General features: G+C 49.9%; 21 protein-coding genes. 12 read left to right on the forward strand and 9 right to left on the reverse strand.

All coding sequences use genetic code 11. The features are described 5' to 3' along the window. Position 1: 1 nt before the first annotated feature. Entirely contained in the window at positions 2-2,920 is a 2,919-nt protein-coding gene (locus LGS26_RS02850; RefSeq protein ID WP_237889150.1) for a DEAD/DEAH box helicase, read from the forward strand. 37 nt (positions 2,921-2,957) lie between these two features. On the opposite strand, the gene LGS26_RS02855 is transcribed toward LGS26_RS02850, so the two are convergent. After that, positions 2,958-3,689, reverse strand: a complete 732-nt coding sequence (locus LGS26_RS02855; protein WP_237889151.1) for a DUF3108 domain-containing protein — start codon at positions 3,687-3,689, stop codon at positions 2,958-2,960. 80 nt (positions 3,690-3,769) lie between these two features. Next, positions 3,770-6,445: a M16 family metallopeptidase gene (locus LGS26_RS02860; protein WP_237889152.1), complete on the reverse strand. Its 2,676-nt coding sequence runs from the start codon at positions 6,443-6,445 to the stop codon at positions 3,770-3,772. 190 nt (positions 6,446-6,635) lie between these two features. On the opposite strand from LGS26_RS02860, the gene LGS26_RS02865 reads away from it, so the two are divergent. From LGS26_RS02865 to LGS26_RS02885, 5 genes are all read left to right on the forward strand, one after another. Further along, positions 6,636-7,796, forward strand: coding sequence for a YeeE/YedE thiosulfate transporter family protein (locus LGS26_RS02865; RefSeq protein ID WP_237889153.1), 1,161 nt, complete (start codon positions 6,636-6,638; stop codon positions 7,794-7,796). Between the two features lie 54 nt (positions 7,797-7,850). Then, on the forward strand, positions 7,851-8,108 hold the full coding sequence (locus LGS26_RS02870) for a sulfurtransferase TusA family protein (protein WP_237889154.1): 258 nt from the start codon (positions 7,851-7,853) through the stop codon (positions 8,106-8,108). Between the two features lie 126 nt (positions 8,109-8,234). Next, complete coding sequence (locus tag LGS26_RS02875; RefSeq protein ID WP_237889155.1) at positions 8,235-8,567, forward strand: hypothetical protein; 333 nt, start codon at positions 8,235-8,237, stop codon at positions 8,565-8,567. An 18-nt stretch (positions 8,568-8,585) separates the two neighbouring features. Further along, positions 8,586-8,924 (forward strand): hypothetical protein, encoded by a 339-nt coding sequence (locus LGS26_RS02880; protein WP_237889156.1) that lies wholly within the window; start codon positions 8,586-8,588, stop codon positions 8,922-8,924. A 29-nt stretch (positions 8,925-8,953) separates the two neighbouring features. Further along, positions 8,954-9,139 (forward strand): hypothetical protein, encoded by a 186-nt coding sequence (locus tag LGS26_RS02885; protein WP_237889157.1) that lies wholly within the window; start codon positions 8,954-8,956, stop codon positions 9,137-9,139. A 73-nt stretch (positions 9,140-9,212) separates the two neighbouring features. On the opposite strand, the gene LGS26_RS02890 is transcribed toward LGS26_RS02885, so the two are convergent. After that, a complete protein-coding gene (locus LGS26_RS02890; protein WP_237889158.1) occupies positions 9,213-10,424 on the reverse strand; it encodes a type II secretion system F family protein in 1,212 nt (403 codons plus the stop codon). Then, positions 10,354-10,593: a hypothetical protein gene (locus LGS26_RS02895; protein WP_237889159.1), complete on the reverse strand. Its 240-nt coding sequence runs from the start codon at positions 10,591-10,593 to the stop codon at positions 10,354-10,356. Before LGS26_RS02895 ends, LGS26_RS02890 begins: the two co-directional genes overlap by 71 nt. 603 nt (positions 10,594-11,196) lie before the next feature. On the opposite strand from LGS26_RS02895, the gene LGS26_RS02900 reads away from it, so the two are divergent. The 4 genes from LGS26_RS02900 (at position 11,197) to LGS26_RS02915 (ending at position 17,523) form a co-directional block, all read left to right on the forward strand. After that, a complete protein-coding gene (locus LGS26_RS02900; protein WP_237889160.1) occupies positions 11,197-12,504 on the forward strand; it encodes a hypothetical protein in 1,308 nt (435 codons plus the stop codon). Between the two features lie 58 nt (positions 12,505-12,562). Then, the gene (locus tag LGS26_RS02905) at positions 12,563-13,477 is read left to right on the forward strand and encodes a cytochrome c3 family protein (RefSeq protein WP_237889161.1); all 915 of its coding nucleotides are present in this window, start codon (positions 12,563-12,565) and stop codon (positions 13,475-13,477) included. Between the two features lie 65 nt (positions 13,478-13,542). Beyond that, positions 13,543-13,938, forward strand: a complete 396-nt coding sequence (locus LGS26_RS02910) for a hypothetical protein (RefSeq protein WP_237889162.1) — start codon at positions 13,543-13,545, stop codon at positions 13,936-13,938. A gap of 18 nt (positions 13,939-13,956) precedes the next feature. Then, positions 13,957-17,523 (forward strand): cytochrome c3 family protein, encoded by a 3,567-nt coding sequence (locus LGS26_RS02915; RefSeq protein WP_237889163.1) that lies wholly within the window; start codon positions 13,957-13,959, stop codon positions 17,521-17,523. Between the two features lie 187 nt (positions 17,524-17,710). Here LGS26_RS02915 and LGS26_RS02920 read toward each other — a convergent pair whose 3' ends face one another. Together LGS26_RS02920 and lepB are read right to left on the reverse strand one after the other, a co-directional pair. Then, complete coding sequence (locus LGS26_RS02920; protein WP_237889164.1) at positions 17,711-18,118, reverse strand: hypothetical protein; 408 nt, start codon at positions 18,116-18,118, stop codon at positions 17,711-17,713. 122 nt (positions 18,119-18,240) lie between these two features. Then, positions 18,241-18,894: a signal peptidase I gene (lepB, locus tag LGS26_RS02925; protein ID WP_237889165.1), complete on the reverse strand. Its 654-nt coding sequence runs from the start codon at positions 18,892-18,894 to the stop codon at positions 18,241-18,243. Positions 18,895-19,037: 143 nt separating this feature from the next. On the opposite strand from lepB, the gene LGS26_RS02930 reads away from it, so the two are divergent. Next, on the forward strand, positions 19,038-19,169 hold the full coding sequence (locus LGS26_RS02930; protein ID WP_237889166.1) for an entericidin A/B family lipoprotein: 132 nt from the start codon (positions 19,038-19,040) through the stop codon (positions 19,167-19,169). Between the two features lie 13 nt (positions 19,170-19,182). Here the strand turns inward: LGS26_RS02930 and LGS26_RS02935 are convergent, their stop codons facing one another. The 3 genes from LGS26_RS02935 to LGS26_RS02945 form a co-directional block, all read right to left on the reverse strand. Continuing rightward, positions 19,183-19,569 (reverse strand): hypothetical protein, encoded by a 387-nt coding sequence (locus LGS26_RS02935; RefSeq protein ID WP_237889167.1) that lies wholly within the window; start codon positions 19,567-19,569, stop codon positions 19,183-19,185. A gap of 72 nt (positions 19,570-19,641) precedes the next feature. Beyond that, positions 19,642-21,000 (reverse strand): hypothetical protein, encoded by a 1,359-nt coding sequence (locus LGS26_RS02940; protein ID WP_237889168.1) that lies wholly within the window; start codon positions 20,998-21,000, stop codon positions 19,642-19,644. A gap of 94 nt (positions 21,001-21,094) precedes the next feature. Beyond that, positions 21,095-22,027 carry a manganese-dependent inorganic pyrophosphatase gene (locus LGS26_RS02945; protein WP_237889169.1) on the reverse strand — a complete coding sequence of 311 codons (933 nt, stop codon included), beginning with the start codon at positions 22,025-22,027 and terminating at the stop codon, positions 21,095-21,097. A 419-nt stretch (positions 22,028-22,446) separates the two neighbouring features. On the opposite strand from LGS26_RS02945, the gene fsa reads away from it, so the two are divergent. Next, positions 22,447-23,094, forward strand: a complete 648-nt coding sequence (gene fsa, locus LGS26_RS02950) for a fructose-6-phosphate aldolase (protein WP_237889170.1) — start codon at positions 22,447-22,449, stop codon at positions 23,092-23,094. Positions 23,095-23,116 lie beyond the last annotated feature (22 nt).

Here is a 23,116-nt window from a genome sequence, read left to right on the forward strand (position 1 = left end):
GATGAAGACGAGGATGATTTCTGAAAAGATCAAGAAAGAGATACCGATGACAAGGCAGGGGGTGGAGACCCCTGCCGGAATAGGTGATTTCCTTCTGGTTGAGCTCTGGCATAACGATGACGCCGCAACGCCATGGAACCCTGCACTTGGGGGTTTTGTGCTGTGTTATGAGCTTGAACTCGGGGGTAAACATGTAAGGCTTTCCGCCGTTGAGAGGTATTTGCGTAGAGATGGGGCACTGGGAAGGGCCAGAGACGTCAGTCCTGCATCTGTTGAGCATCGGGATTTTCCGCCGGAAGACAGACTTATCATGGCCGTTTTGTGGGATATCGCAGCTGAAAGGCCATTAGGCAGCAGTACCTGTCGCAGCGGCGCGAGGTCGTTTTCGAATATCTTGCTTGGGCCCAGGGATGTCAGGGCATTGCTGCCGCTCCTGGCCAGGACGGGCCGCTGTTTTCTTGTCCACCATGAAAAAGGGCGTCTGACGGCGCCGCTCGTTGCAGCCGAGCCCCTTGAGGCCGAATTAATAATTGATGCGATGGAGGTAGACACGGACGACACTTACATCCTTTCACCGTCCATCAAGGTCGATGGACTGTCTGTGGACATTAGGTCTCTTTTCTATATTTTTAATACAAAGCCGATTTATTTTATCTGGCAGGGGCGCCTTTATTCGCTCAAGGGCCCGTCCTTTCAGGCGCTGAAGGCCATGCTAGGTGCGAAAGATGTGGTTGTTGTGACAAGGGGGGAGCTGAGAAGGCTTGTCGCAAAGGCGTCATCGCTTGCATGTGGGCCGCGCATAGTCGCACCTGAAGGGTTCGGACCTGAGCCGGTTGCGCTCAAGCCGGTTCCGCACCTGATACTGGAATTCAGGGATGGCATGCTTTTGGCAAAGCCTTTTATGGATTATGGGGGCATACTAATAGGGCTGGATAGTCGAGGCCATGAGATCTTGGATGCCGCCGATTGGCGGATTGTCCGGCGGAGCTCTGAAGACGAGGCGTTGTATCGCAAGGAGCTTGAAGATCATGGGTTTGAGGAGGGGGCGCATGGGCGTTTTGTCAGGTCTATCTACGGTGTATCAGAGGCGATCAGGGGTCTTTCCTTGAAGGGCTGGTTTGTCTATGGCAATAACGGCAGACCTGTAAGGGTTGGAAAGGTCGGGAGGTTAAGGGTCTTCTCAGGTCTTGATTGGTTCGATCTGGAAGGTGAGATCTCTTTCGGACAAGGTATATCCGTGCCGCTGACAAGGGCGTTGAGGGCGGCCTCGAGGGGAGAGCATTTAATAAGGCTCGATGATGGAAGCGTGGGGCTTGTCCCTGATGAATGGGTCAAAAAGAACCTTGCCGTCCTTGGACTTTCTACAGGTGTGCAGGCCTCAGGGCGGCTGAGGATAAGGGCCTCCCAGGCCTTGATCCTTGAGGCCTTTCTTGAAGGCGAAGCCGTGGAGTTTACAGATGGGCGTTTCAGGGAATTTGTCATGTCGCTCAAGGCCGTCCATTCCTTTAAAGACGTACAGGTTCCGAAGTCATTCAAAGGCCGACTTCGCAACTACCAAAAGGAGGCCCTGGGGTGGCTTTTGTCTTTGAAATGGTTTGGTTTTGGCGGTGTGCTTGCGGATGATATGGGGCTTGGAAAGACCGTCGAGGTCATTGCCATGCTTGCAGGGGAAGGCAGAGACAACGGTCCCTCACTTATAATAGCGCCGACCTCACTCTTGTTCAATTGGCAAGGGGAGATCGCGCGTTTTGCGCCACGGCTGAAGGTTGTTTTGTATTGCGGCCGGGACCGTTTTCGTCTGATTGAGAATGGTTTTGACGATGCCGACATAGTCCTTACCACCTATGCCGTTTTGAGGCTAGATATTGGCCTTTTGACAAGGTGGCGTTTCAATTACGCGGTCCTTGATGAGAGTCAGGCCATAAAAAATGCGGCGTCCATCACGGCCAGGGCTGCCAGACGTCTCAGGTGTGTTCACAGGCTTTGCCTTACCGGGACGCCTATCGAAAATCATCTTGGTGAGCTGTGGTCGCAGATGGCCTTCCTGAACCCAGGCCTTCTCGGCCCTTACAGCGCCTTTGATGCGAGATTCATAAGGCCTGCAGCTGATGGCGACGATGAGGCCCTGATGTTTTTAAAGAAGATTGTCCATCCGTTTATCCTGAGACGCACCAAAGGTGATGTGGCGTGCGATCTGCCGGAAAAGGTGGAGCATCTGGTTCGTTGTCCCATGACGGAAGGTCAGGCCAGGGTTTATGAAGATATAAAGGAACGCTATAGGGCCATAGTTGTGCGTGGGGCCGGAAGCGGCAAGGATACCGTTAGATTCAGGGTGCTTGAAGGGCTTCTGAGATTAAGACAGGTTGCAGTACACCCGGGGCTTGTAGGTATGCGGGGCATCGGTTCGGGTAAGCTCAAGGAGCTTGTGTCTCTTGTGGAGCGGGCTGTGGTGTTCCAAGGTCACAAGGCACTGGTCTTTTCTCAATTTACCGATATGCTTAATTTTGTCAGAGAGGCTGTGGCCAAGTTAGGCATCGAATATGAATACCTGGATGGCAAGACGCCGGCTGGAGAACGGGCAAGAAGGGTGAAGAGGTTTCAATCCTGCGAAGATGCAAGGCTCTTCTTGATAAGCCTCAAGGCAGGCGGTGTAGGTCTTAATCTCACCGCTGCCGATTATGTGTTTTTGATCGATCCGTGGTGGAATCCAGCTGTGGAGCTCCAGGCAGTTGATAGGGCCCACAGGATAGGCCAGGATAAAAAGGTCTTTACATATCGTCTCATCTCGGAGGGCACCGTGGAGGAAAAGGTCTTGATGCTTCAAGAAAGAAAGCAGGAGCTGGTCGCTGATTTTTTTTCAGGGCGCAATGAGGCATTGCAGAGGCTCTCAGCGGAGGATATTGCCTTTCTCTTTTCTTGAGTGTTGTTTTGTGAACACAGGCCTTTGAGGCCTTTCATCAACGGCTTATAAGCTCAGCGCTGAAATAGCCGACCACCACCTTGCTTTTGACCAGTACTGGGATTTTTCTTGCATCATCTGTCAGCCACACCATGATCTCTGCCCCTGGGCTCTTTTTGAAGACGCCTGAAAGTCCTTCCATCCGGGGATTGAGCAGGAAGGTGTCAAATATGCCGGCGGGCGTCTCTATCTCTTCCCGTTTTATCATATGGGCCGTGCCGGTGATGATCTTTTTGCCGTCCGTTATCCTGAGCCTGACGTCATGCTCGGGTTTTCCGTTCGTCCTGTACCAAAAAAGACAGGAAAGTGGGTCCTGCACGTCTTCGGATACTATGAGCCTCCCCCTGAACCTCCCGTTTTTCCATAGCTCCACGTAGCCTGACTTTGCATTGAACAGGACCTGCGTTACACCCTCCTTTCCCATAAGACCTTCCCTTGACCTTTTATAGAAACTGACAGGCCGGTGGGCGTCTGATGTGACTATGGATTCCTCATGTATCCTTACCGGATATATTGCATCTATATAGGGAAGGCTCCTGGCCGTGAGCCGGTAGGTGATGAACTGTCCGCTTTTGATGGTGTCCAATACAGCCTCACCGGCAGGTATGCCGCTCCATGTTATCCTGTATCTAAGTTCTTCCTGCGGCACTTCCTGTCTAGATTCTTTTTCCAATGATGATAATGATGATGTAGAGGCCTGCATCGGGGTGACAAAAAAGGCGAGGAGCATGCCTGCGATCCAGTATTTGGCGCGTGATACGCCGGCCCAGCGGCTGCATGGTGGCCTTTGTGTTTTCAGTGTTGTTGGTATTATGGACCTACCTCCACGAGTACATATCTTTCAGGGTTGAGATAGTGCACGGCCGCCTGTCTGACATCGTAGATTGTCACCTTTTTTATTTCCTTTGGATATATCCTGGCGAATCCTGCGCCAAGGCCGTAGAGTTTGTTAAGGGCCATGTCCATTGCCTGCGCCCCGTTGGTTTGCAGGTCGTTTTCATAATTTCCTATAAGCCACATCTTGGCCCTTTCAAGCTCTTCAGGCGATACGGATCCGTTTCGCACCGCTTCTATCTCCTGCCAAAGTCCTTTTATAGCCTCTTCTTTCTTTTGCGGTGCGCAGGCTATGTAAAGGGCGAATGAGCCGTAGTCTATTCCGAGGCCTACAAAAGAGGTTACGGAGTATGCGAGCGCCTTCTTATCCCTCAGTTCAGTAAAAAGCCTCCCGCCCTGACCGGCCAGAACGGCGTTTAATACCTCTACGGCGTATCTCTCGCTGGATTTAAATGTAACACCTGGGAAACCAAGCACGATGTGTAACTGTTGTTTGTCTTGTTTTTTAACCGTTACGGTCCTAGGAGAGTCAAGTGGTTGCGGGGTCGGCAAGGTGGGCGGGTCAAGGGTTTTGCCAGCGCCCCATTTTTCAAGATATGCCTTGAGCTTTTTTGTGACTTCATCAGGGTTCACGTCCCCGGCTATAGAGATTATCGCCCGGTCCGGCCTCGCGAAGTCGTTATAGGCGATGGCGAGCCTTTCGGATGTGATCCCCATTATGGATGTCTCTGTGCCAAGGGGATTCAGAGAATATGGGTGCGGTTTGAAGAGCTCGCGCCTGAATTCCCTTACGGCGACCGACGGCAGGGAATCTTCCTGGCGTTTGAGGCCTGCGATGAGCAATGGTTGCAATTTTTTTATCTCTTCATCCGGGAATATTGGATTAAGGAGGATTTCGGCGAAAAGCGAGAGGCCATCTCCAAGATGATCGCTTAGAAAGCGGCCTTCGAGCCCGAACGAATTCTGGCCCGAAAATCCGTCTATCTCTCCGCCTATGCCCTCTATAAGCGCAGCGAGCTCTTGGGCGTTGTGCAGTCTTGTGCCCTTGGTCCATGCCCTTGCAAGAAAATTGAAGAGGCCAGCTGTATCTTCGGTCTCGTATCTCACCCCGCCTGGAAACACTGCCCGCACGGCAAACGTAGGTGCATCCCGCACCTCCCGTACGAGTATGGTTACGCCGTTTGAGAGCGTGGTCTCTTTAATGTTGAAACCCATGGGTGCCTTATGTGTCTTGATCGGCGATGCGGCAGCCACGGCTTCGGCGCATTTTATTATGGCCGTCAGGTCTTTTTTGGTGATCTTCGGCGCCTTCCAGTTCGGCATGACCATGGCGATGTTTATATTCTTAGTTTTGAATATGTCAGTAGCAACCCGCTGGATGTCTCGCGGCGTAATCGATTTTACGCGCTCCAGATATGTCGTCTGCGCTGAAGGATCTCCAGCCATCGTCTCGAACAGACCCAATTTCTGAGCCTCGCCTTCCATCGTCTCTTGGGCATAGATGAAATCTGTTTCAACCTGGATCTTGGCCCTGTTGAGCTCTTCCTGGCCCACAGCCTCTGTGCGTAATCGGTAGATGTCTGTGAGTATGGCGGTAAGCGCGTCCCTGGTCTTCTCAGGGGCAAGGATGGCGGTCACCTCGAACAGACCAGGTCCCAGAGGCGTAAAGGCAGATGAATCGATTTGATAGACGAGCTGTTTGTCTTCCTTGATGGATCTGTTCAGTCTTGAGCTGTTACCGCCTCCAAGGAGCGCCGCCAAGACGTCTAGGACGGGCGCGCGTGGGTCGTTGAAGCCGGGTGCGCCGGAGAATGCAATGGCTAAGTGGCCTTCATGTATATCCATCGTCTTGACTGCCGCCCTAGGGGCGTCCTGCAGTGGTTCGATTACATCCATATCCGCCTTTTCTCTGGACGTCTTGAGCGTCTTGAATGCATTGCGGACATATCTTGCCGCCTCCCGTGTGTTTACATTACCGGCTATCACGACATGTATGTTTTCAGGTCTGTATCTCTTGGCCATATAATCCATGATGTCTTGTCTCGTGAAGGACTTGACTGTTTTGACAAAGCCTATAACGGGGCGTCTGTATGGATATTTTTCATATGATGTCTCCATGAGTAGATCAAAGAGTGCGGATGTCGGCATGTCTTTCCGCATCTTCATCTCTTCGAGCACCACATCCTTTTCCCTTGCAAGTTCATCTGGCTCAAAGTTCGAGTTGAGTACGGCGTCGGAGAGGACATCTATGGCCTCCCCAAGGAATCGGCTGGGCACCTCGCAGTGATAGACGGTGTAATCAAGGGACGTATAGGCATTGATCGACCCGCCTATGGATTCTATGGCCCTTGCAAGCTCCCCTCGCCCCCTCTTCTTTGTGCCTTTAAATATCATGTGTTCGATGAGATGGGTGATGCCGGCCTCTCGGTCCGTCTCATAGCTGCTGCCGGCCCTTACCCATACCTGGACGGCAGCCACCGGTGCACGGTCCGTCTCCTTGATGACTGCGGTCAGGCCGTTCGGTAGTTTGATTTTCGTTGCCCCAGGCAGGATGTCTTCAGCCCATGCAGCAAGGGGTCTGATACCTAGCTGGAATACGACCGAGACCAGGAAGGCCGCAAGGAGAATGATTGTTTCTTTGTACCCCGGCATGGAAGTTCGTCTCCTTTTTTTGATGAATGACTGTTCATTAAAGGTCTTGACACTGCGCGTGAATTTTGGTACGACCTAAGCCATTAACCTTGTAAAGATACTCGATGTCCTTGCGGTACGATAGCCATGTTTTTTGTGGCATGCAAGACATCGGCCATACCTAATAATAATTTATGTCGGGGGGGGCAAGATGAGTTCTTTTGGAGAGAAGATATCCGAGGTCTATGAGTCATTTTTCAAGCGGACGTGGTCTCCCATGACCGGAGGCGTGCTTCTTGCGGTACTTGCCATTTACATGGAGGCATGGCAGCGTCCATGGGGTATCGTCGGCGGTCTTCGAAACTGGGGTGATTGGTTTTTTTATCTGATCGGCGTATTCGGAGATAAGCCTGAACACCCCCTCTTTTTTTCATCGTCTGTCATGGACCTGGGGCTCCTTGCAGGCGCCTGGATATCGGCTGTCATAGCAAGGGAATTCGCCTTCAGGGTTCCTCCTGTCCTTGAGCTCTGGAAGGGGTTTTTCGCCGGGATCCTTATGGGCATAGGTTCGACCCTGGCCTATGGGTGCAATGTCGGCGGGTTCTACAGCGCCATCCAGAACCTTGCGGCCAACGGTTTTGCCATGATGATCGGCCTTATAGCCGGTGTTATTGTAGGGCTTAAATACCTCTATTGGGAGATGGAGCACTTCACCCCGGGTCCCGCTGGGCCTACCTTTCTCGGCAACATCCCTCCAGCCATCGGGCTGCTCGGCATCATCGGTCTTGTAGTTGCGGCTTATGCCTATTCAAATTCAAGCGTGGAAAATGCCCCTCTCATGTCAGGTTATCTCCTGATAGGGGCGGGCATCGGTTTTGTCTTTCATAGGAGCAGGTTGTGCATGGTTAACGGCTTCCGTGAGCCGTTTATGACAGGTGAGGCGGCCATGGGCAAGGCTGTCGCGGTAAGCGTGATCCTCGGTACCATAGGCATAGCCATATTGAAATATGCAGGTCTGAGGGATACAAGCCTTTTTGTTGTGACTTCCTTCTGGTGGGGTTCCCTTCTGGGTGGTTTTATCTTTGGAGCAGGGATGGTGGTGGCCGGTGGCTGCGGCAGCGGCTCTCTCTGGCGTGTGGCAGAGGGTCAGATAAAACTCTGGGTGGTGGTGGTCGCCTTTGCCCTTACCAACAGCCTCTTGCGCTACTGGTTTGAGAAGAATGACTGGATGTCAAAGCTTGGCAAAGCGATCTATCTTCCGGATATTTTTGGATATGGCGGCTCTATCATCCTCGTGATAATCGCCATGTTGCTTTGGTATTTAGTGATCGATTGGAATGAGGACAGCAACAAGTTGGTCATAGAGATGTAATTTACAGAAATATAAGACTGTTTTGAAAAATACTTAATAAATAAGGGAGGAGTTATGAGCGACATCAAAAAGGCCCCTGACGGGATCACGGCTAATCGCACATTGGATGCAAAGGGACTCAGTTGCCCCATGCCTCTTTTGAGGACAAAGAAGGAGATCGAGAAGATCAAGAGTGGCGAGATCCTTGAGGTCTTGGGGACAGATCCTGGTTCCCGCAATGATATCCCGGGCTGGTGCGCCAGGGCTGGTCATGAATATCTGGGCGAAAAAGAAGACTCAGGCTTTATACGTTTTTACGTGCGTAAAAAATAAGCCGAGGGGCAGAGCGGGTGTTTTTTATTTTATTTTCGGGCTGGGGTGGGTTGTGTGCAGGTTCCCCGGCACGGAAGAGAGTGAAATCTTTGATTAATTAATGTCAATTTTTGGAGGATAATCAAGATGTCTGCCGATCCAAACAAGCTGGGAATATTTGTAACATCTCCACAAAACATGCGCCATATCCTTGGCGTCGCCCAGGCGGCTGTAAGGGCAGGGAAAAAGGTCATGATCTTTTTTACATACAAGTCCGTCCATCTGACCAAGACCCCTGAGTTTGCAACCCTTGCCAATCTCTGCGACGTGGAAGATCTTGCAATCTGCGCCGACAGTTATACCTGTGAAGGATACGACGTCGAGAAGGATGTCCCGCGCGGGCTTACCCCACGCCAGATGCGTACCCAGGCCTATCATGGGGCGGTACTGGAAGAGTGTGGTAAATATCTAGTGCTTTAAAAAAAGGAGAGATGAGACATGGAATCAAAAAAGATATATTTTTTATTGCCGAACCGCATGTATGCCGGAGATGCCATACGCTCCGCACTTGGGCAGGCCGTTGAGAACCACTTTGCCTATCCAGTCCTTATGTATGGAGAGTATCCCAGGTTTTCAGATTATGTAAAGGAGAATATCGACTGGATCAGGGATATGGAGGGCGATGTCTTTACCCTTGGCGGCGAGGCACCGGAAGGTGTCGAGCTTACCCCTATTACGCTTGAGGAGCTCGGTGAGCGTCTTCGGGAGGCGGATGTGATCATACCTTACGGACTGCCGAAGCAAAGCAAGACCCCGCCGCCTGCCTGTGCAGAGTAAGGTAAGTATAAATAAAGGAGTTTATGATTATGAGTGATGTAAAAAAGATACTTCATGTATATAGATCCGAGCCTTCGGATGACGTCAAAAAGCTGGTCGAGATACTAAACCGTGATAGAGAGGCGAAAGAATTCAGGCTTTATATCGGCGAACCAAATTATGACATGCTTGTGCAGATGATATTCGAGGCCGATCAGACCGTAAGCTGGTGGTAGGATTAGGCCAAGAACAAGGCCGTTTCTTGTCTCTTTTTGATTAAGGCCCCCAAGGCCCAGGCTTCGGGGGCTTTTAACTCCCGACTACACTTGCCATCTTGAATATCGGCAGATACATGGCTATTATGATGGAGCCTATCGTGCCGCCCAGAAAGACTATCATAAACGGCTCTATCATGCTCGTCAGTGCGTCAACCGCAGCATCAACCTCTTCGTCATAAAAATCCGCCACCTTGCCCAGCATCTGTTCCAGGGCCCCGGTCGTCTCTCCTACCGATATCATCTGCACCACCATATTGGGGAATATGCCGGCTTCTTGGAGGGGCTGGGCTATCGTGCGTCCTTCGCTTATACTCATCCTCACATTGTAAATGGCGTCTTCTATTAACCTATTCCCAGCCGTTCCCGCTGCGACGTTCAGTGCATCTATAATAGGGACCCCGCTGCTTATAAGCGTCCCAAGCGTACGCGTAAGTTTGGCTACGGCGACCTTTTTTATGAGGGGACCGAATACGGGCATCCTCAACAGGGTCTTGTCGATTAAAAGACGTCCTTTGGATGTGGAATAAAATTTTTTAAAAAGAAATACAAAAAACGCCACCGCTGCTGCGATCACCAGAAAGTATGATTTTACAAAGTTGCTGAGCGCAATGACCATCTGGGTGGGCAAGGGCAGCGCCTGCCCGGATTCGGCAAACATCTTTTCGAATACAGGTATTACAAATATCAGTATGATGGCCAATACAACAACTGATATGCCAAGGACTATTATTGGGTAAGTAAGGGCGCTTTTTACCTTCCTCTTCAGGCGCTGGGACTTTTCCATATAAACGGCGAGCCGGTTCATGACCTCATCGAGTACTCCACCCACCTCTCCAGCGGCCACCATGTTAGTATAAAGGTTGTCGAAGTGCCTTGGATGTCTCTTTAGGGCGTCGGCAAATGTGGATCCGCCCTCTACATCGGTCTTGATCTGGCGGAGCATCGACTTAAAGGTCTTATTTTCCTGTTGTTCCGCCAGCACATCAATCCCCTGGACAAGCGGCAGGCCTGCGTCTATCATTGTTGATAATTGCCTTGTAAAGATTACGATATCCTTGGTTTTGATCTTGGGTTTAAGGAGGTTTATGTCTTTAAAAAGGTCTTTGGGTTTGGTGTGTATCTTCGAAGGTTTGATGCGTTGCCTCCTTAAGGTTATCCGTACCGCCCTCTCATCAACCGCTTCTAATTCCCCCCTCTTCTTTTCGCCTGTTATCGATATCCCTTCCCAGATATATATCGGCATTTCCACCCCCAGAAAACATAAAAAAGTTTAGATCATCAATAAATTTCTTAACCCTGTTTTTTGGAATTTTCCATAAGAAACCCTTTAAATTTATTCTCAACTGATGAGGGGTAAAAATATAAGCCCCAAAGGCCCTTAACATATTTCCTGCCTTATTAAAATTCGGCATTTTCCCCCTTAGACTTTATTTACGCGCCCAGCTTTATAGGAAGTCTCTGTATAAGCCTTGTTCCCTACGATATCATGATCGAATCAGATTTTGAGGGCGCCTATCCCAAACCCTTTGCCTTTGAGGACGAAAGATCAAGGTATTCCTCGACAGTAGGCTATCAAGCCCGTTGTTTATTTTTGTCTATGCAAGCAATCTTTAGTTAGATCGATTGCGGCGAATTTGTTCGTTATTTGTGAAAAAATTTCTTTGCACGTATAAAAAAGCAGATACCTTCCATAAGTGTTGATAATCGTTCATTTTAGAAATTGACAGGCATTTTCACTTATAAATATTTATTGAATACTAATTCATTTTTAATATTATTAAAATTGAATAGATATTCAATTGTTAGATCATTGATAATATCTAGCTGTATTATTGGGGCAATTTTAATTTGGATGCTATAAATTTGCTGCTGTTTATTTTTCTTGTAAGGAGAAGGGGGTCAGGGATATGGAGAGGGAAAAGACACGATATGGAAGGTGAATAGCCACTTGGGCCAGGGGCCCTATTCTTGTCTTGTTTCTTGCATTTTCGTTTTTGGTCCAGCCTGCCTGGGCAATGGATACGTCTATCGGCGAAATAGACATCCGCAGTACCACCAGGTATCAACTCCAATGGTCAGATCCTCCTAACGGCAAGCTTGTTTCAAGCAATTCAAGCGATCAAGACATCTCTGAGATACTCGGCGTTGACTGGAATTCGTCCAAAATCAATGGACTTTCCTTTTCCTTTCTGGGGAAATATGCAAAAGACCTCGATGGTACGCCGTCTGGCTCCATATTCCAGGATTACCTGGATGCAAGCGGAGGTCAAAGGCAGAGGTTTGATGCATACTATGCCTTTGCCGAAAATAAAGATGTCATACCGGGTGTTGATCTTAGGCTAGGGCGCCAATATGCCTATGGAGCGGAAACAGTCCATTTTGATGGCTTATGGGTCAGGGCGGACAGGTCCCTGGATGAGCGTTTCAGCATAGAGGCCTTCGGCGGCCAGATAGTCCAGATGTATTCTAACCTTACCCAGGACGGTGTGGGCGGCGTCAATCTGGGCTTTTATCCATCGAAAGAACTTGCCTTGTATCTTAACAGCGTGTTTTATCGCGAAAATTCTTACGAGGCGTCAGCTTATTGGCGTCCGGTCGAATACATTAAGGCCAATGTCAGATGGGCGTTGATCGACGACAAGAGTCGTGAGGCATCCGTTGACGTGGTGGGTGATGTCGAGTCTACAGGTACTACCATAGGTTTCAATGTATATCATAGGTTCAGGGTAACCCTGCCTGACGATTTCATCTACGATTATACATATTCAATGAGCGACAGTCTGAACAATATAAGGCGTCTCTATCTCTCCAGGGAGGAGGCGTATACCCAGTATACATTGTCGGTCAGCCAACCGATCCCTACACAGAAAGGTCTTGCTGTCTTCGTGCGCGGTACGAAGAGGGATCTAGCCCATGATAATCAGGAAGACCTGTATAATACCAGCTTTTATAGCCTTACATGCGGTCTTTCGCTTGATGAATGGCTCGAGTTGCATGGTTTTCATATGTCGGTCGGTGTGACTTCATGGTGGGAGAAGAGGGATTATCTTTATGAAGGTAAATCCAGATCGGTCTTCCTGGATTTTCATCAGGAACTCCCCTACAGGTTCGAGGTCAGTGGCGGTTTTTATTACAAGGATGAAGATGTCAATTCCCTCATCGAGGGTGAGGCCGCTGCACACTATTATGGTTCTCTGAGATATGGTTTTGCCAAGGACAAGTGGGCCGAGCTTAAGTATGAATATGAGCACGATGACTATTACAGGGAATTCGGTGTAGGAGATATAAATTCCATAACCGCTACGGTTTCCGCCCGTTTCTAGTTTTGGAAAGGCAGGCGTATTGGAGATCAGCGGATAAAAAGGGATAGGGGAATAAGATATGAATGAGTCGAGATCGCTCAAGTTTTTACTCATAATTTTGGTGTTGATTGGTCTGCTATTGCTATTGCCAGGCTGTAAAAAAGAAGAGACCAATCTCAAATTTAACCACAAGCTGCACGTAATTGACAACCAGATGGCGTGTGCAACCTGCCATGCGTCAGGCGAAAAGGGAAAGCTGCAGAACCCAGGCATGGACAAGTGTTCCGAATGCCATGAAATAGATACTGACCATCCGTCTGAAAAGTGCCTTTTGTGCCATTCCGTAAAGAGCGCGGCCCACGATTACGAGGTGTCTGAGTCTGTACCGGAGAAACCGAAGAGCTATAAAGACCTCAAATTCAGCCATGAATATCATGAAGGTGTTGAATGTAATACGTGCCACAAGGGGATAGATAAACAGGATTCTCTCTCGCAAATAGAGTGGCCTGATATGTTTGTTTGCAAGAGGTGCCACAACGGGAAAGAGGCCCCGATCACCTGTGAGGTCTGCCATGAGAAGATCAGAAAGGATATAGCACCAGAGAGCCATCATGGCGACTGGACCATGCACCACGGCCTCGAGAGCCGTTTCGACAGGTCATGCCAGTTCTGTCATGAAAATCAGGAGCGCTTCTGTCAGGATTGCCACAGGACACAGAAGCCGAAGGATCATATATTCAATTGGAAGACGACGCAGCACGGCGAGGAGGCGACACATGACCGTCGTCTGTGCACGACTTGTCATACAGCAAGTTACTGTTCTGATTGTCACAGGTCAGAGCAGCCCATCTCGCACAGGCGTGCAGACTGGATGGCGCTCAGCCGAGAAAACGGCCATGCCGAGGAGGCGCGCCGCAATTTCAGGAGCTGCAATGTGTGTCACGAAACAAGCGAGTGCATGAAGTGTCATCAGTCGATCATCTTGAGGAGATAGCGCCGAGAGATCGGAGATATCTTGATATATCTTTTAGATTACTATCCAAAGGGAGGCTTTGAGGGATGTCTAACAAAATTACAAGGATTTCAAGATCAATCTTGTGGGTGATAGCAGCAGGTCTCATTATCCCGGCCCTGGCGTTCGCTCACCCGGCGGTCCGACTCCTGGACGCCAACGGGATGCCTATAAAAGATCAGTTGAATCCGTCGGATACGGTGGTTGCCGCAAATGGTTCAGTTTATATGAGGGGTCCTGCCTACAGCCCGAAGCAGACATGTGGCAAGTGCCATGACTATCAGGCGATTACAAGGGCCTATCACTTCCGTGAAGGCGCTGGCGCCTACGGTCAGGACCTTAGCGACCACTGGAGCGCGAAAAACAAAGATAACCCCCTTTACCGCTATCTAGCCAATGCCTATGGGCATCTGATAAGCCCTGGGCAATTCGGCGCGTGGTGACCGCCGTCTTACCGCCAGTTGGCGGCTAAGTCGGAGCGTGGTGGATTAAAAAGCCCATTTACCTCAGAGGGCAAGAGATACTTTTTTGATGTCGGGACCGCTGATGAGATGGGGGTCTGTTACTCATGCCATCCAGGCGGTGGGCCTGCAGAGGGCATCGTTCAGGCAAACGGAACGGTTATTCCCTATACGGATTCGACTCTCAAGCCTGTTCATACCTATGATAGGGATTTCTACGATTACAGCCCGTATGCCACTACAGAGGCATTGAATAGCCAGGCGTCAATCAGCGATACCATAGCTGCAATTGGTGCGCCCAAGGCGCACGACTGGCATCAGTCAGGCGTCATGGAGGCGGACTGCCTCCTATGTCATATCGATCCTCAGAGTCCATATGCACTGAAGGCTGCGGATGGGCTAAAGGCCCAGCCGTTCAGGCCTAGGCTTATGATCTTTGCATCCAGACAAAACGGTCAGGTGCAGAGCATCTCGCTCGGCATGCCGTTAAATTATGGGCTTTTTAATGAATCGGCCTTTTCCTATACCAACGATCCCCAGAGGATGTCCAGGCCGACGAAGATGTTGGCCCTTGACATGTTGCCGCCAGATGTCGTTGGGCAGATGATGAAGATGTGGACAGACGGGCTCAAACAAATAGAAAAAAGCGGGATAAGCCTTCCTTACGCCCTTTACGGCCCGAATGTCAACAAGATATGGACATCAACCGGTATAAAAGGCGCCTATTGTCCAAACCCGGCAGGGCCTGCGGATGAGGCTGCCAGGCTTGCAAACGCCGCTGGCGCCATAAACCAGCTCTTTTCTCAACTCCTTGGATTCATGCAGTCCAAAGGTCTTATCTCGTCAAGTGCCACCATGAACGACATGATGGCCCTATTTTTTAACGATTTTATATATGGTTACAAGATAAAGGACCAGATGGGCAACCTCCTTCCCATACCTGTTCCTTTAAGGGCGTATGAGCCAGGGAAATTCTATACCGACTGGGATGACTGTAATGCCTCTGTAAGGGATTATGTGAGGGCCCCGCTTATCGAAGGTGAAGGCATTCCTTACTCAGGCAAGGTCGGCATGGGCTGGGGGGCGGCCATGTATGCCGTGCAGAGGGCTATGCAGGGGGATAGCCGCTATATCACCCCTGCCGGGACCCCGGATGTGGCTGCAGTTATGGCCGATGTGCAAAAGGGTGTTATAAGTCAAAGTGCGATCCAGCCGGCCCTTCATGAGTATTTGCCCAACTTTTTCTATATGATGCCTACAGCGGGTTTAATGGGGCTTGATCTCAATCAGGACGGCGCGCCCCTTACTTATGTGCGTATTGACAAGAGCGGCGGGAGCTGGCAGGCGAAGGCGTATTGGAACACAGCAGACCTTGGGGATGGATATCTCCGCATAGACATGTTTGGAGGTCCTAAAGATATAGGCTCATACAAGTGGGTCAATATATGCGGCCAGTGCCATGTGATGACCAAAGATCACGGTAACAGCGAATGGAATTACGCCCGTCCCTACAACCTCGGGATGCCTGCCGACTGGGTCAAAAATGGCCAGTATGTCAATTTCACCAACGATATAGAGGCGTCCGGTTATGATGTTCATATGTCATCAAAGAAGATGGGTTGCGGATCGTGTCATCTTAGGGCGGTCGGTACGGTAGAGGATAAGCATAATTTCTTGAAGGGTACCGATACCGCTCACATGGTCAGCAACGAGCTTGACAATAATCCGAAACCGAAGACATGCGAGTATTGTCACCTTTCGGGCGGTGATCCGCAGGCGCCTAATCCTACCGCCGCCCATGAGGAGAAATTCGGCGAAAATACAGGCCGTCACATGGCTGAGATCGCCTGCGAGACATGCCATGTGCCGTATAGAAGGACGTGGCGTTTCAGGACATTTGACGACACCATGGGATATTTCAGCAATTTTGACAACCGCATGGGTTACAATATACTCCCCGGCGGTGACGGCAAGATGGCTGCCTATCCGCCCGAATATGCCCTGTCCCCTGTCTATGGGACGTCTCCAGGGTACGGCATAGCGCACTTCAATATGCTATCACAACATATAGACGCAAATGGTGGTGGCGTGGTGCCCATGGACTATGTCTCACAGATGGTGGACTACTTCAACATGAGCGGCTCAGCCGATCCAGGTCAAATTGTGAACGGCATGCCTACGAATCCTGGCTTTGATTTCTGGCGTTATTTCTATGAGGCAAGCCTGAATCAGTACAAGGCCATGGGTGTCCCGTTGAACTATGACCCGGCCCACGACAATGAGGTATTTCCGCCTCTATACTATGCAAACTCAAGAAACGGTTATCCGCAGATAGTGATTGGCAATCCGATTACTATCATGACATGGGTTGACGCCAACCCGCAGCCGGATCACGATATGAGTGATCTGCCATACGGCGGGGCCAAGGTGCTCTATCTAAGGGAGATAAATGCAGCTATACAGGCTTATATCCCGCCGCTCCAGGTCGGGGCTGTTGATCCAAGGACGCTTGCAGGCATCCCGCCGAATGATCCCAACTGGGCAAGGAACCCAAATGTGGGCAAGATCATTCTAAAAGACAGCGGCTATGTCATATTCGACCATACCGGAGACATGTATCCCGATCTGTGGTGGGACGAGGATGTGCGCGCCATGCAGCAGGCACTAGTGAAGGTCCTGAAGGCAGAGGGCGAAACAGATCCCAAGCCGATCATCTTTGTGGCCGCCCATTATTTCTCCGATTCGCACGGGGTTCAGCCAAAGGAGAAGGCATTGGGCGCAAGATCCTGCTTCGACTGTCATGGGGATTATACAAAAGATCCAGGTGCGCACAGGATTACCGACAGGATTATCACTTATGTGTCGTGGGCCCCGCCTTGGTTCAGGGATGATAATCGTGTCATGAAGTATGACCCGGCAAAGGGCATGGTCCCGGCCAACCCGAATGGCCTCTTCATAGTTGACGGCGAGGTGGCCTACATTCAGCCGCAGCAAGCCGACAACTTGAGCGTACTCGGCGCTAAGGCCCAAGACGTCTTGGCCCTTAGTAAACATCATGCAGAGGAGCTCTTCTATATAACGAGCGAAGGCAGCGTTCGCGGTTATGATATAACCGAGATCAACGATCCATCGAAATTTACCCCGGATGAGCTGGCCGCAGAATACGCCAAACAGGTGGTAAATGGCCCTTGGTCGGACAAGCTCTATTTCTATATACCCGAAGATCTGAAGCCCGAGCTTTCAGAGTGCGGTTTTCAGCCGCAGGCCGAGTCTGTCTACCTCGACGGCATCGGCCTTGCCGATGCCTATGTGCTGAGGTTGGGGCTTAATACCGCGGAGAAAAAGGCCATGATCGTTAAACTGCCTTTCACTGGGGCACAGCCGGAGATCTGGACCAAGGTTGCAGGCGATACCGTATTCAGGAAAGACGCAAGCGCAGCTATTGTAGGGTATTCGAGTGCCTATGTAGTAGCGAAGGTCAATCATCCTGGCGAATTTGTCTGTGTTGAACATGGCCTTGTCTCAGGCGCTAACTCCGATCTCTGGAAACCATTCATAAAGAAATAGCAGCTACTGAATGGAGAGAGGGTGATTGTCTAAAGACAGGGCGGTTTCAATCGCCCTGTCTTTAGTGTGCGCACCCTGCTGCAGTTCTTGACACAGGGGTCGTTGGCTGGGTCTGGGGAGGCCGCATTGTGGTTGGTTTTATTTGGGGCCTTTGATTGCGTGCGTCATCTTATTTTTCGCAGCTGCATCATGCAGTTTTATCTATAAGGGATCCAGATGATTCGGATCCTTTTCTGCCCTTCTCTGTAAGTTTTTTTTCTATCTCTTGTTGTGTGAATACCATTACCACTTTATCTGATGCCCTGTCGCTTATCTCCAATACAAGCTCCCCATTTTCTCTATTTATGCGCCATCGCGTCTTGTATTTCCTTGTGGATTTTAGGCCGTCAGGTAAGATGTTGGCGATAAGCCCAAACCCTGCTTCATGCATGAAATCCTTGAAACCATTGTCTGGCCTTTTGTCCATAGGCGTCTGAAATGTCCCTCTTGCGCTTTCTTGGACAGGCTTGATGTCTCTAGGTTCTTTCTTTTCGGACCTTATTTGTATCAGAATGGCGGGATTTGCATTGGTTGGATCGATGCCTTTGTTATCCATGGCGACCTCTTACAAGGGTTTTTTATTATTATCGCCACAATCTGGATAGATGTTTAAAAAGTGGTTTTAGTGCCTTAAGATTTCAAGAATAGATATCTAAGCGATATTAAAGAGTTATGATGTCAGTTTATAATCTTGAAGATACGGTCAAGCCTGGGCCTAAAGTCATCGGAATCCCAAGACCAGTAGATGATCAAGGCCTTTCCCCTTACATCTTTTAAAGGGACAAAACCCCAAAACCTGCTGTCGTAGCTCTGATCCCTGTTGTCTCCCATGACAAAAAGACTATCCTTCGGGACGATTATAGGCCCCATATTGTCCCTCGGGCTGACAGAAGCCGGGAGTATCCTTGGGTCTGTATGTTGCACCCCAGGTGGGTCGGGATATAACCGGCCGTTTACATAGACCTTTTTATTTATTATCTCTACAGTATCGCCTCCTATGCCGATCACCCGTTTTATAAAGTCCTTTGACGGATCAAGCGGATATATGAATACGATTACATCGCCCCGCTTCGGTTTTTCTCCTTTTATCCAGAGCGTTTGAGTAAAAGGGTTTCTGACACCATAGATAAATTTGTTGACCAGCAAATGATCGCCGACCAAGAGGGTCTGCATCATGGACCCGGATGGTATCTTGAAGGCCTGGATGACGAATGTCCTGATTGTCAGCGCAAGGATAAGGGCGATCAATATCGCCTGGATATATTCCCATACAGCCTTGCCCCAGTGTTCGCCCGACTGTTTTGTATCGATTGAATATCTTGTTGATTTCATGAATTTTTCATATTAACTTAATATTTGATGAATGCAAGCCGTCATGATTGATTGCTATCGGTCTCGCCATACCCTAGGTTGTAAGCAGGTGGTGAGTCGTTGCCGAAAACGGAATAATGTTTTGTTTTTAAGGAGGATCCCTGATGTTTAAAAAAATTATATTTGTTCTGTTTCTTGCATCCTTTTGTTTGACTGCAGCTGGTTGTAATACCATACATGGGCTGGGCAAGGATATAGAAAAAGGGGGCGAGGCTATTCAAAAATCTACGAGATAGCTCGTGCATATCTTTATCTTTCAAGACCTTGCAAAAAGATCTTGCCTTTTTCGCAGACAGGCGGGGCATGCAGCGGGGTCCAATTTCGCATTACAGGGTCGCTGAAGTCTTTGTGGCAATTCAAGCACAGGCCTACATATAGTATTCTTGTAATCTCGTTTCTGTTAAAGGGTCGCAGATTCGGTCTTGATGTATGAACCAACGGCCTTCCGGCAAGGCCCACGAAGGCATCTAGGGGGTGACTGATACCGCCTGATGGTGCGGATGACAAGGCAGGGCGGAAGCCCCATGTGCCATTTCGGCGGATGAAAAGATTTCCCTCGCCGAGCCCTAGTGCCCTTGGGTCTTGGTGGCATTCCTTGCAGGTCCTTGCCTTTTTCTGTGTAGTATGCGGGTCCATCCACGAAATGGTGAGTCTTGTGAAGTCCTTTTTCCATTTCCCCCTTTCGTCCAGAAAGGATGCGAAATCTTGTCATCCAGGCACCAGGATCACCACCTTGTCCTGGTCTGTACCATCCTTCTTTTCTTCCATTATGCCAAGAGACGGTGCGTCAAGGCGCATGAAGCCCTTGAACTCCTGCCATAGACCAGGGGTATTTTTATTTACTACTTTGTCAAGCTGTGGTTTTGCCTTCTCATTTCTCACATGGCATCCAAAGCACTGAGGCACCCATGTGCTGTGGCAGGCCTGACATGAAAGGCGCCGGTGAACCGGGTGGTTGCACGCCGTCTGGTCAGGATTTTTTAAAGGATGGAGCTTTTTGTCATTTTTGCCTAACAGGAAAAAACGGCCATCTTTGGACTCGATGTTCAGTCTGGGATACAGGGGGATCTTGTCACCCTTTGGGTATAGTTTTTCATCATCGGATTTATTGATTTTGTACATATATTCCAGGGCCTTTTCGTCCCCGTGACACAGAGAGCAATTTATCTCAAGCTGGTACTCCATGTGCGGCCTCTGCACACCGTCTCCCATGGTCTCTCTCTGTGTGTGGCAGTCGATGCAGATAAGACCTGCCTTGTGATGGACGTCTTCAGGGAGATCTTGATAAAAACGGCCGTCTTCCAGGACTTTGTTGTTTGGATGTCCTGCCTCAAGAGGGGCGCCGTAGCCGTCGGTTTCATAAATGCCCTGATATGAAAGCCCGATCCGCCCGCTGCGGTTGTGGCAACGCACACAGTTTTCCATGGGGATGGACCTGGTTATATATGGGTGTTCCTGTCCCTTTTTTATATCTTTCGGCCCGGGCACAAGGTGACAGGCCGTGCACCCTCCACCTTTGTGTTTCAGAAAATAGGGCAGGGTTCTTCTTTCAACCCAGAGATGGCAGCTCCCGCACAGCTTTCTGAAGTAATCGGTCGCAGGTGAGTCGAACCCGGTTTTTTTGAGATATTCTACGGTTATCGCCTCGTTGTGGTTTTTGGTCTCGCCCCAATAGTACCTAAGTGTGCTTATGATCCCGCGGTTTGTGGCCATCAATGAATTCTTGACCCAGGCGGCCTCCCGCGGGTGGCAGCCCTCTTGTCCGCAGGTCTCTCCGACGTATTTCAACTCGCCGGGGTTTAGGACCATGCCCCTATGGGCATCGAATACGTCGCCTGAAAGTGGATTACCCATATGGCATACGGAACAACCAAGAACCTCCCGACCATGCGCCTTATCAGGTGTTTCCTTGTGGCAGCTGAGGCACATTTCCACCCTGCCGCCTGAAGTGCGGCTGACGGTCACCGCCTTCCTTGGGATATCTTTTCCACCCATTTTCTTTTCTGGGCGTGCAAGTGCTGCAAGGCCGAGGATGATCAAGACCACGGAAAGGGTGGTAATGCACACAAAGAATGTCTTTTGAGACAGGTTGCGGCACATGTCATTAAATAAAAAAATAAAAAAGGCCGGGTAGACCCGGCCTCAGAGGAATTTTGAAAGATTAAGCAGCGAATGCCTTCTCAAGGGGCGGAACCATCTGTTTTTTACGGCTCATGACCCCCGGAAGCCACACAGAATTGCCTTCAAGCTTCTTGCCGAATGCCTTTTCGACTATTGAAGGGTCGTCGGTCACGGCCAAGAGCTCTGTCCCTTCTTTTTCCATGGTGTCGGTAAGCATCAAAAATACACTGTGACGATTGCCGTCCACCTTCATCTTCTTGAGGTTGTCCATGATGGCACATTTGAGGTCATTGCTGACCTGGCTCAAAGAGACCAGTTCGAGTTGACCTATACCCACGGTCTTGCCGCTCATATTGAAGTCTTTGTAGTCTCTGTGGATTAGATCCATTGGGGGTACGCCTTCCACTGAACTCTTGGCCTTGGCGAGCTCTAGACCTAATGCCTTGATGTCGGATATACCGGCGATCTTGGCAAGGGCCTCTGCGGCGGCCTTGTCGGCATCGGTGCAGGTTGGGGACTTGAAGAGCACCGTATCGCTAAGGATGGCCGATAGCATGAGCCCAGCCACCTTCGGATCAATCGGCTTTTTGTAAAGATCGCTGTATAGACGATAGAGTACGGTACCAGTGCAGCCTACTGGCATGGCACAGAAAAAGATCGGGCTTGCTGTGGTGATGTCGCCGATCTTGTGGTGATCCACTACTGCCATAAGTTCCCCCTTGTCCCAGTTGTCGGGCGCCTGTTTGATGTCGCTATGGTCCACCAACATGTACTGTTTGCCCGCTACGTCGGTCATAAGTTCTGGCATGGGCACGCCGAATTTTTTAAAGGCGAGTTCGGTCTCTGGATTGGGGTCGCCCTGGCGGCATGGAACCGCGTCTACGCCAAGCATCTTTTGCAACGCTGCAAATGCGACAGCTGAAGTTACGGAATCTGTATCCGGGCTCTTGTGTCCTAAAACATAAACTGGCATTTTAAAACCTCCTTGATTTTTTATTTCTTCACCGCCTCTTTGAATATCCAGAGCGGAGTTTATTAAAAGGATAAAAACATATTTCATTCTTTCTGTATCACAACCATCCATCTTTGCCAAGCCTTTTGTCGTTATGATTTATGTCAAAATGAATTTCGCCTCAATAAAACAAACCGATTTACTACGTCTTTTTAGGTTGTTTGACATGACAAATCCGCGGTAGGCTGATATACTAATAAAAATTTTGTCCGATATCCGTTCATGGCCTGGCGGGTCCCATATCCCTGTTTGCGGCGATGGGCGTCCTGTCCGCAAGCCTGTCTGCCGACTGACAGACCAGACTTGATCGGATCAGTGGTGCAAGGAGATTTAAAAATCAAGTTTCTTTTGTGCGTTATAGAATCAGGAGGTGGCTCTTTATGAAATTTTTTATCGACACCGCAAACCTTGATGAGATAAGAGACGCGGTCGCGCTTGGCATGGCCGACGGAGTCACCACCAATCCGTCGCTTATAGCCAAAGAGGGGTGTCCATTTGAAGAGAGGATAAGGGAGATATGCAGTTTGGTGAACGGGCCTGTCAGTGCAGAGGTCGTCAGCACTGAGGCGGGGGGTATGATAAAGGAGGCCCAAAGATTGGCTGTGATATCCCCCAATATCGTTGTCAAGATCCCAATGACCACGGAAGGGCTCAAGGCAACACGGGAGCTTGCTGGTCAGGGCGTCAAGACAAACATGACATTGGTCTTTTCCCCGCTCCAGGCACTCCTTGCCGCCAAGGCCGGCGCCGCATATGTAAGCCCGTTTGTCGGGAGGCTCGACGATATTGCGCAGACGGGTATGGAGCTGGTGGCGGACATCATACGGATATTCGACAACTATTGTTTTGATGCCGAGATTATCGTAGCCAGCGTAAGAAATCCCGTTCATGTCCTTGAGGCGGCGAGGCTTGGGGCCGATATCGCAACGATACCGTATAAGGTGATAGCGCAGCTTGTTTGTCACCCGCTGACAGACGCCGGCCTCAAGAAATTTTTATCCGATTGGGAAAAGGTTCCGAAAAATTAAATAACAAACAAGAGGAGGATAT

Origin of the sequence: Dissulfurimicrobium hydrothermale, from assembly GCF_022026155.1 — a bacterium.
GTDB classification, from domain to species: Bacteria; Desulfobacterota; Dissulfuribacteria; order Dissulfuribacterales; family Sh68; genus Dissulfurimicrobium; species Dissulfurimicrobium hydrothermale.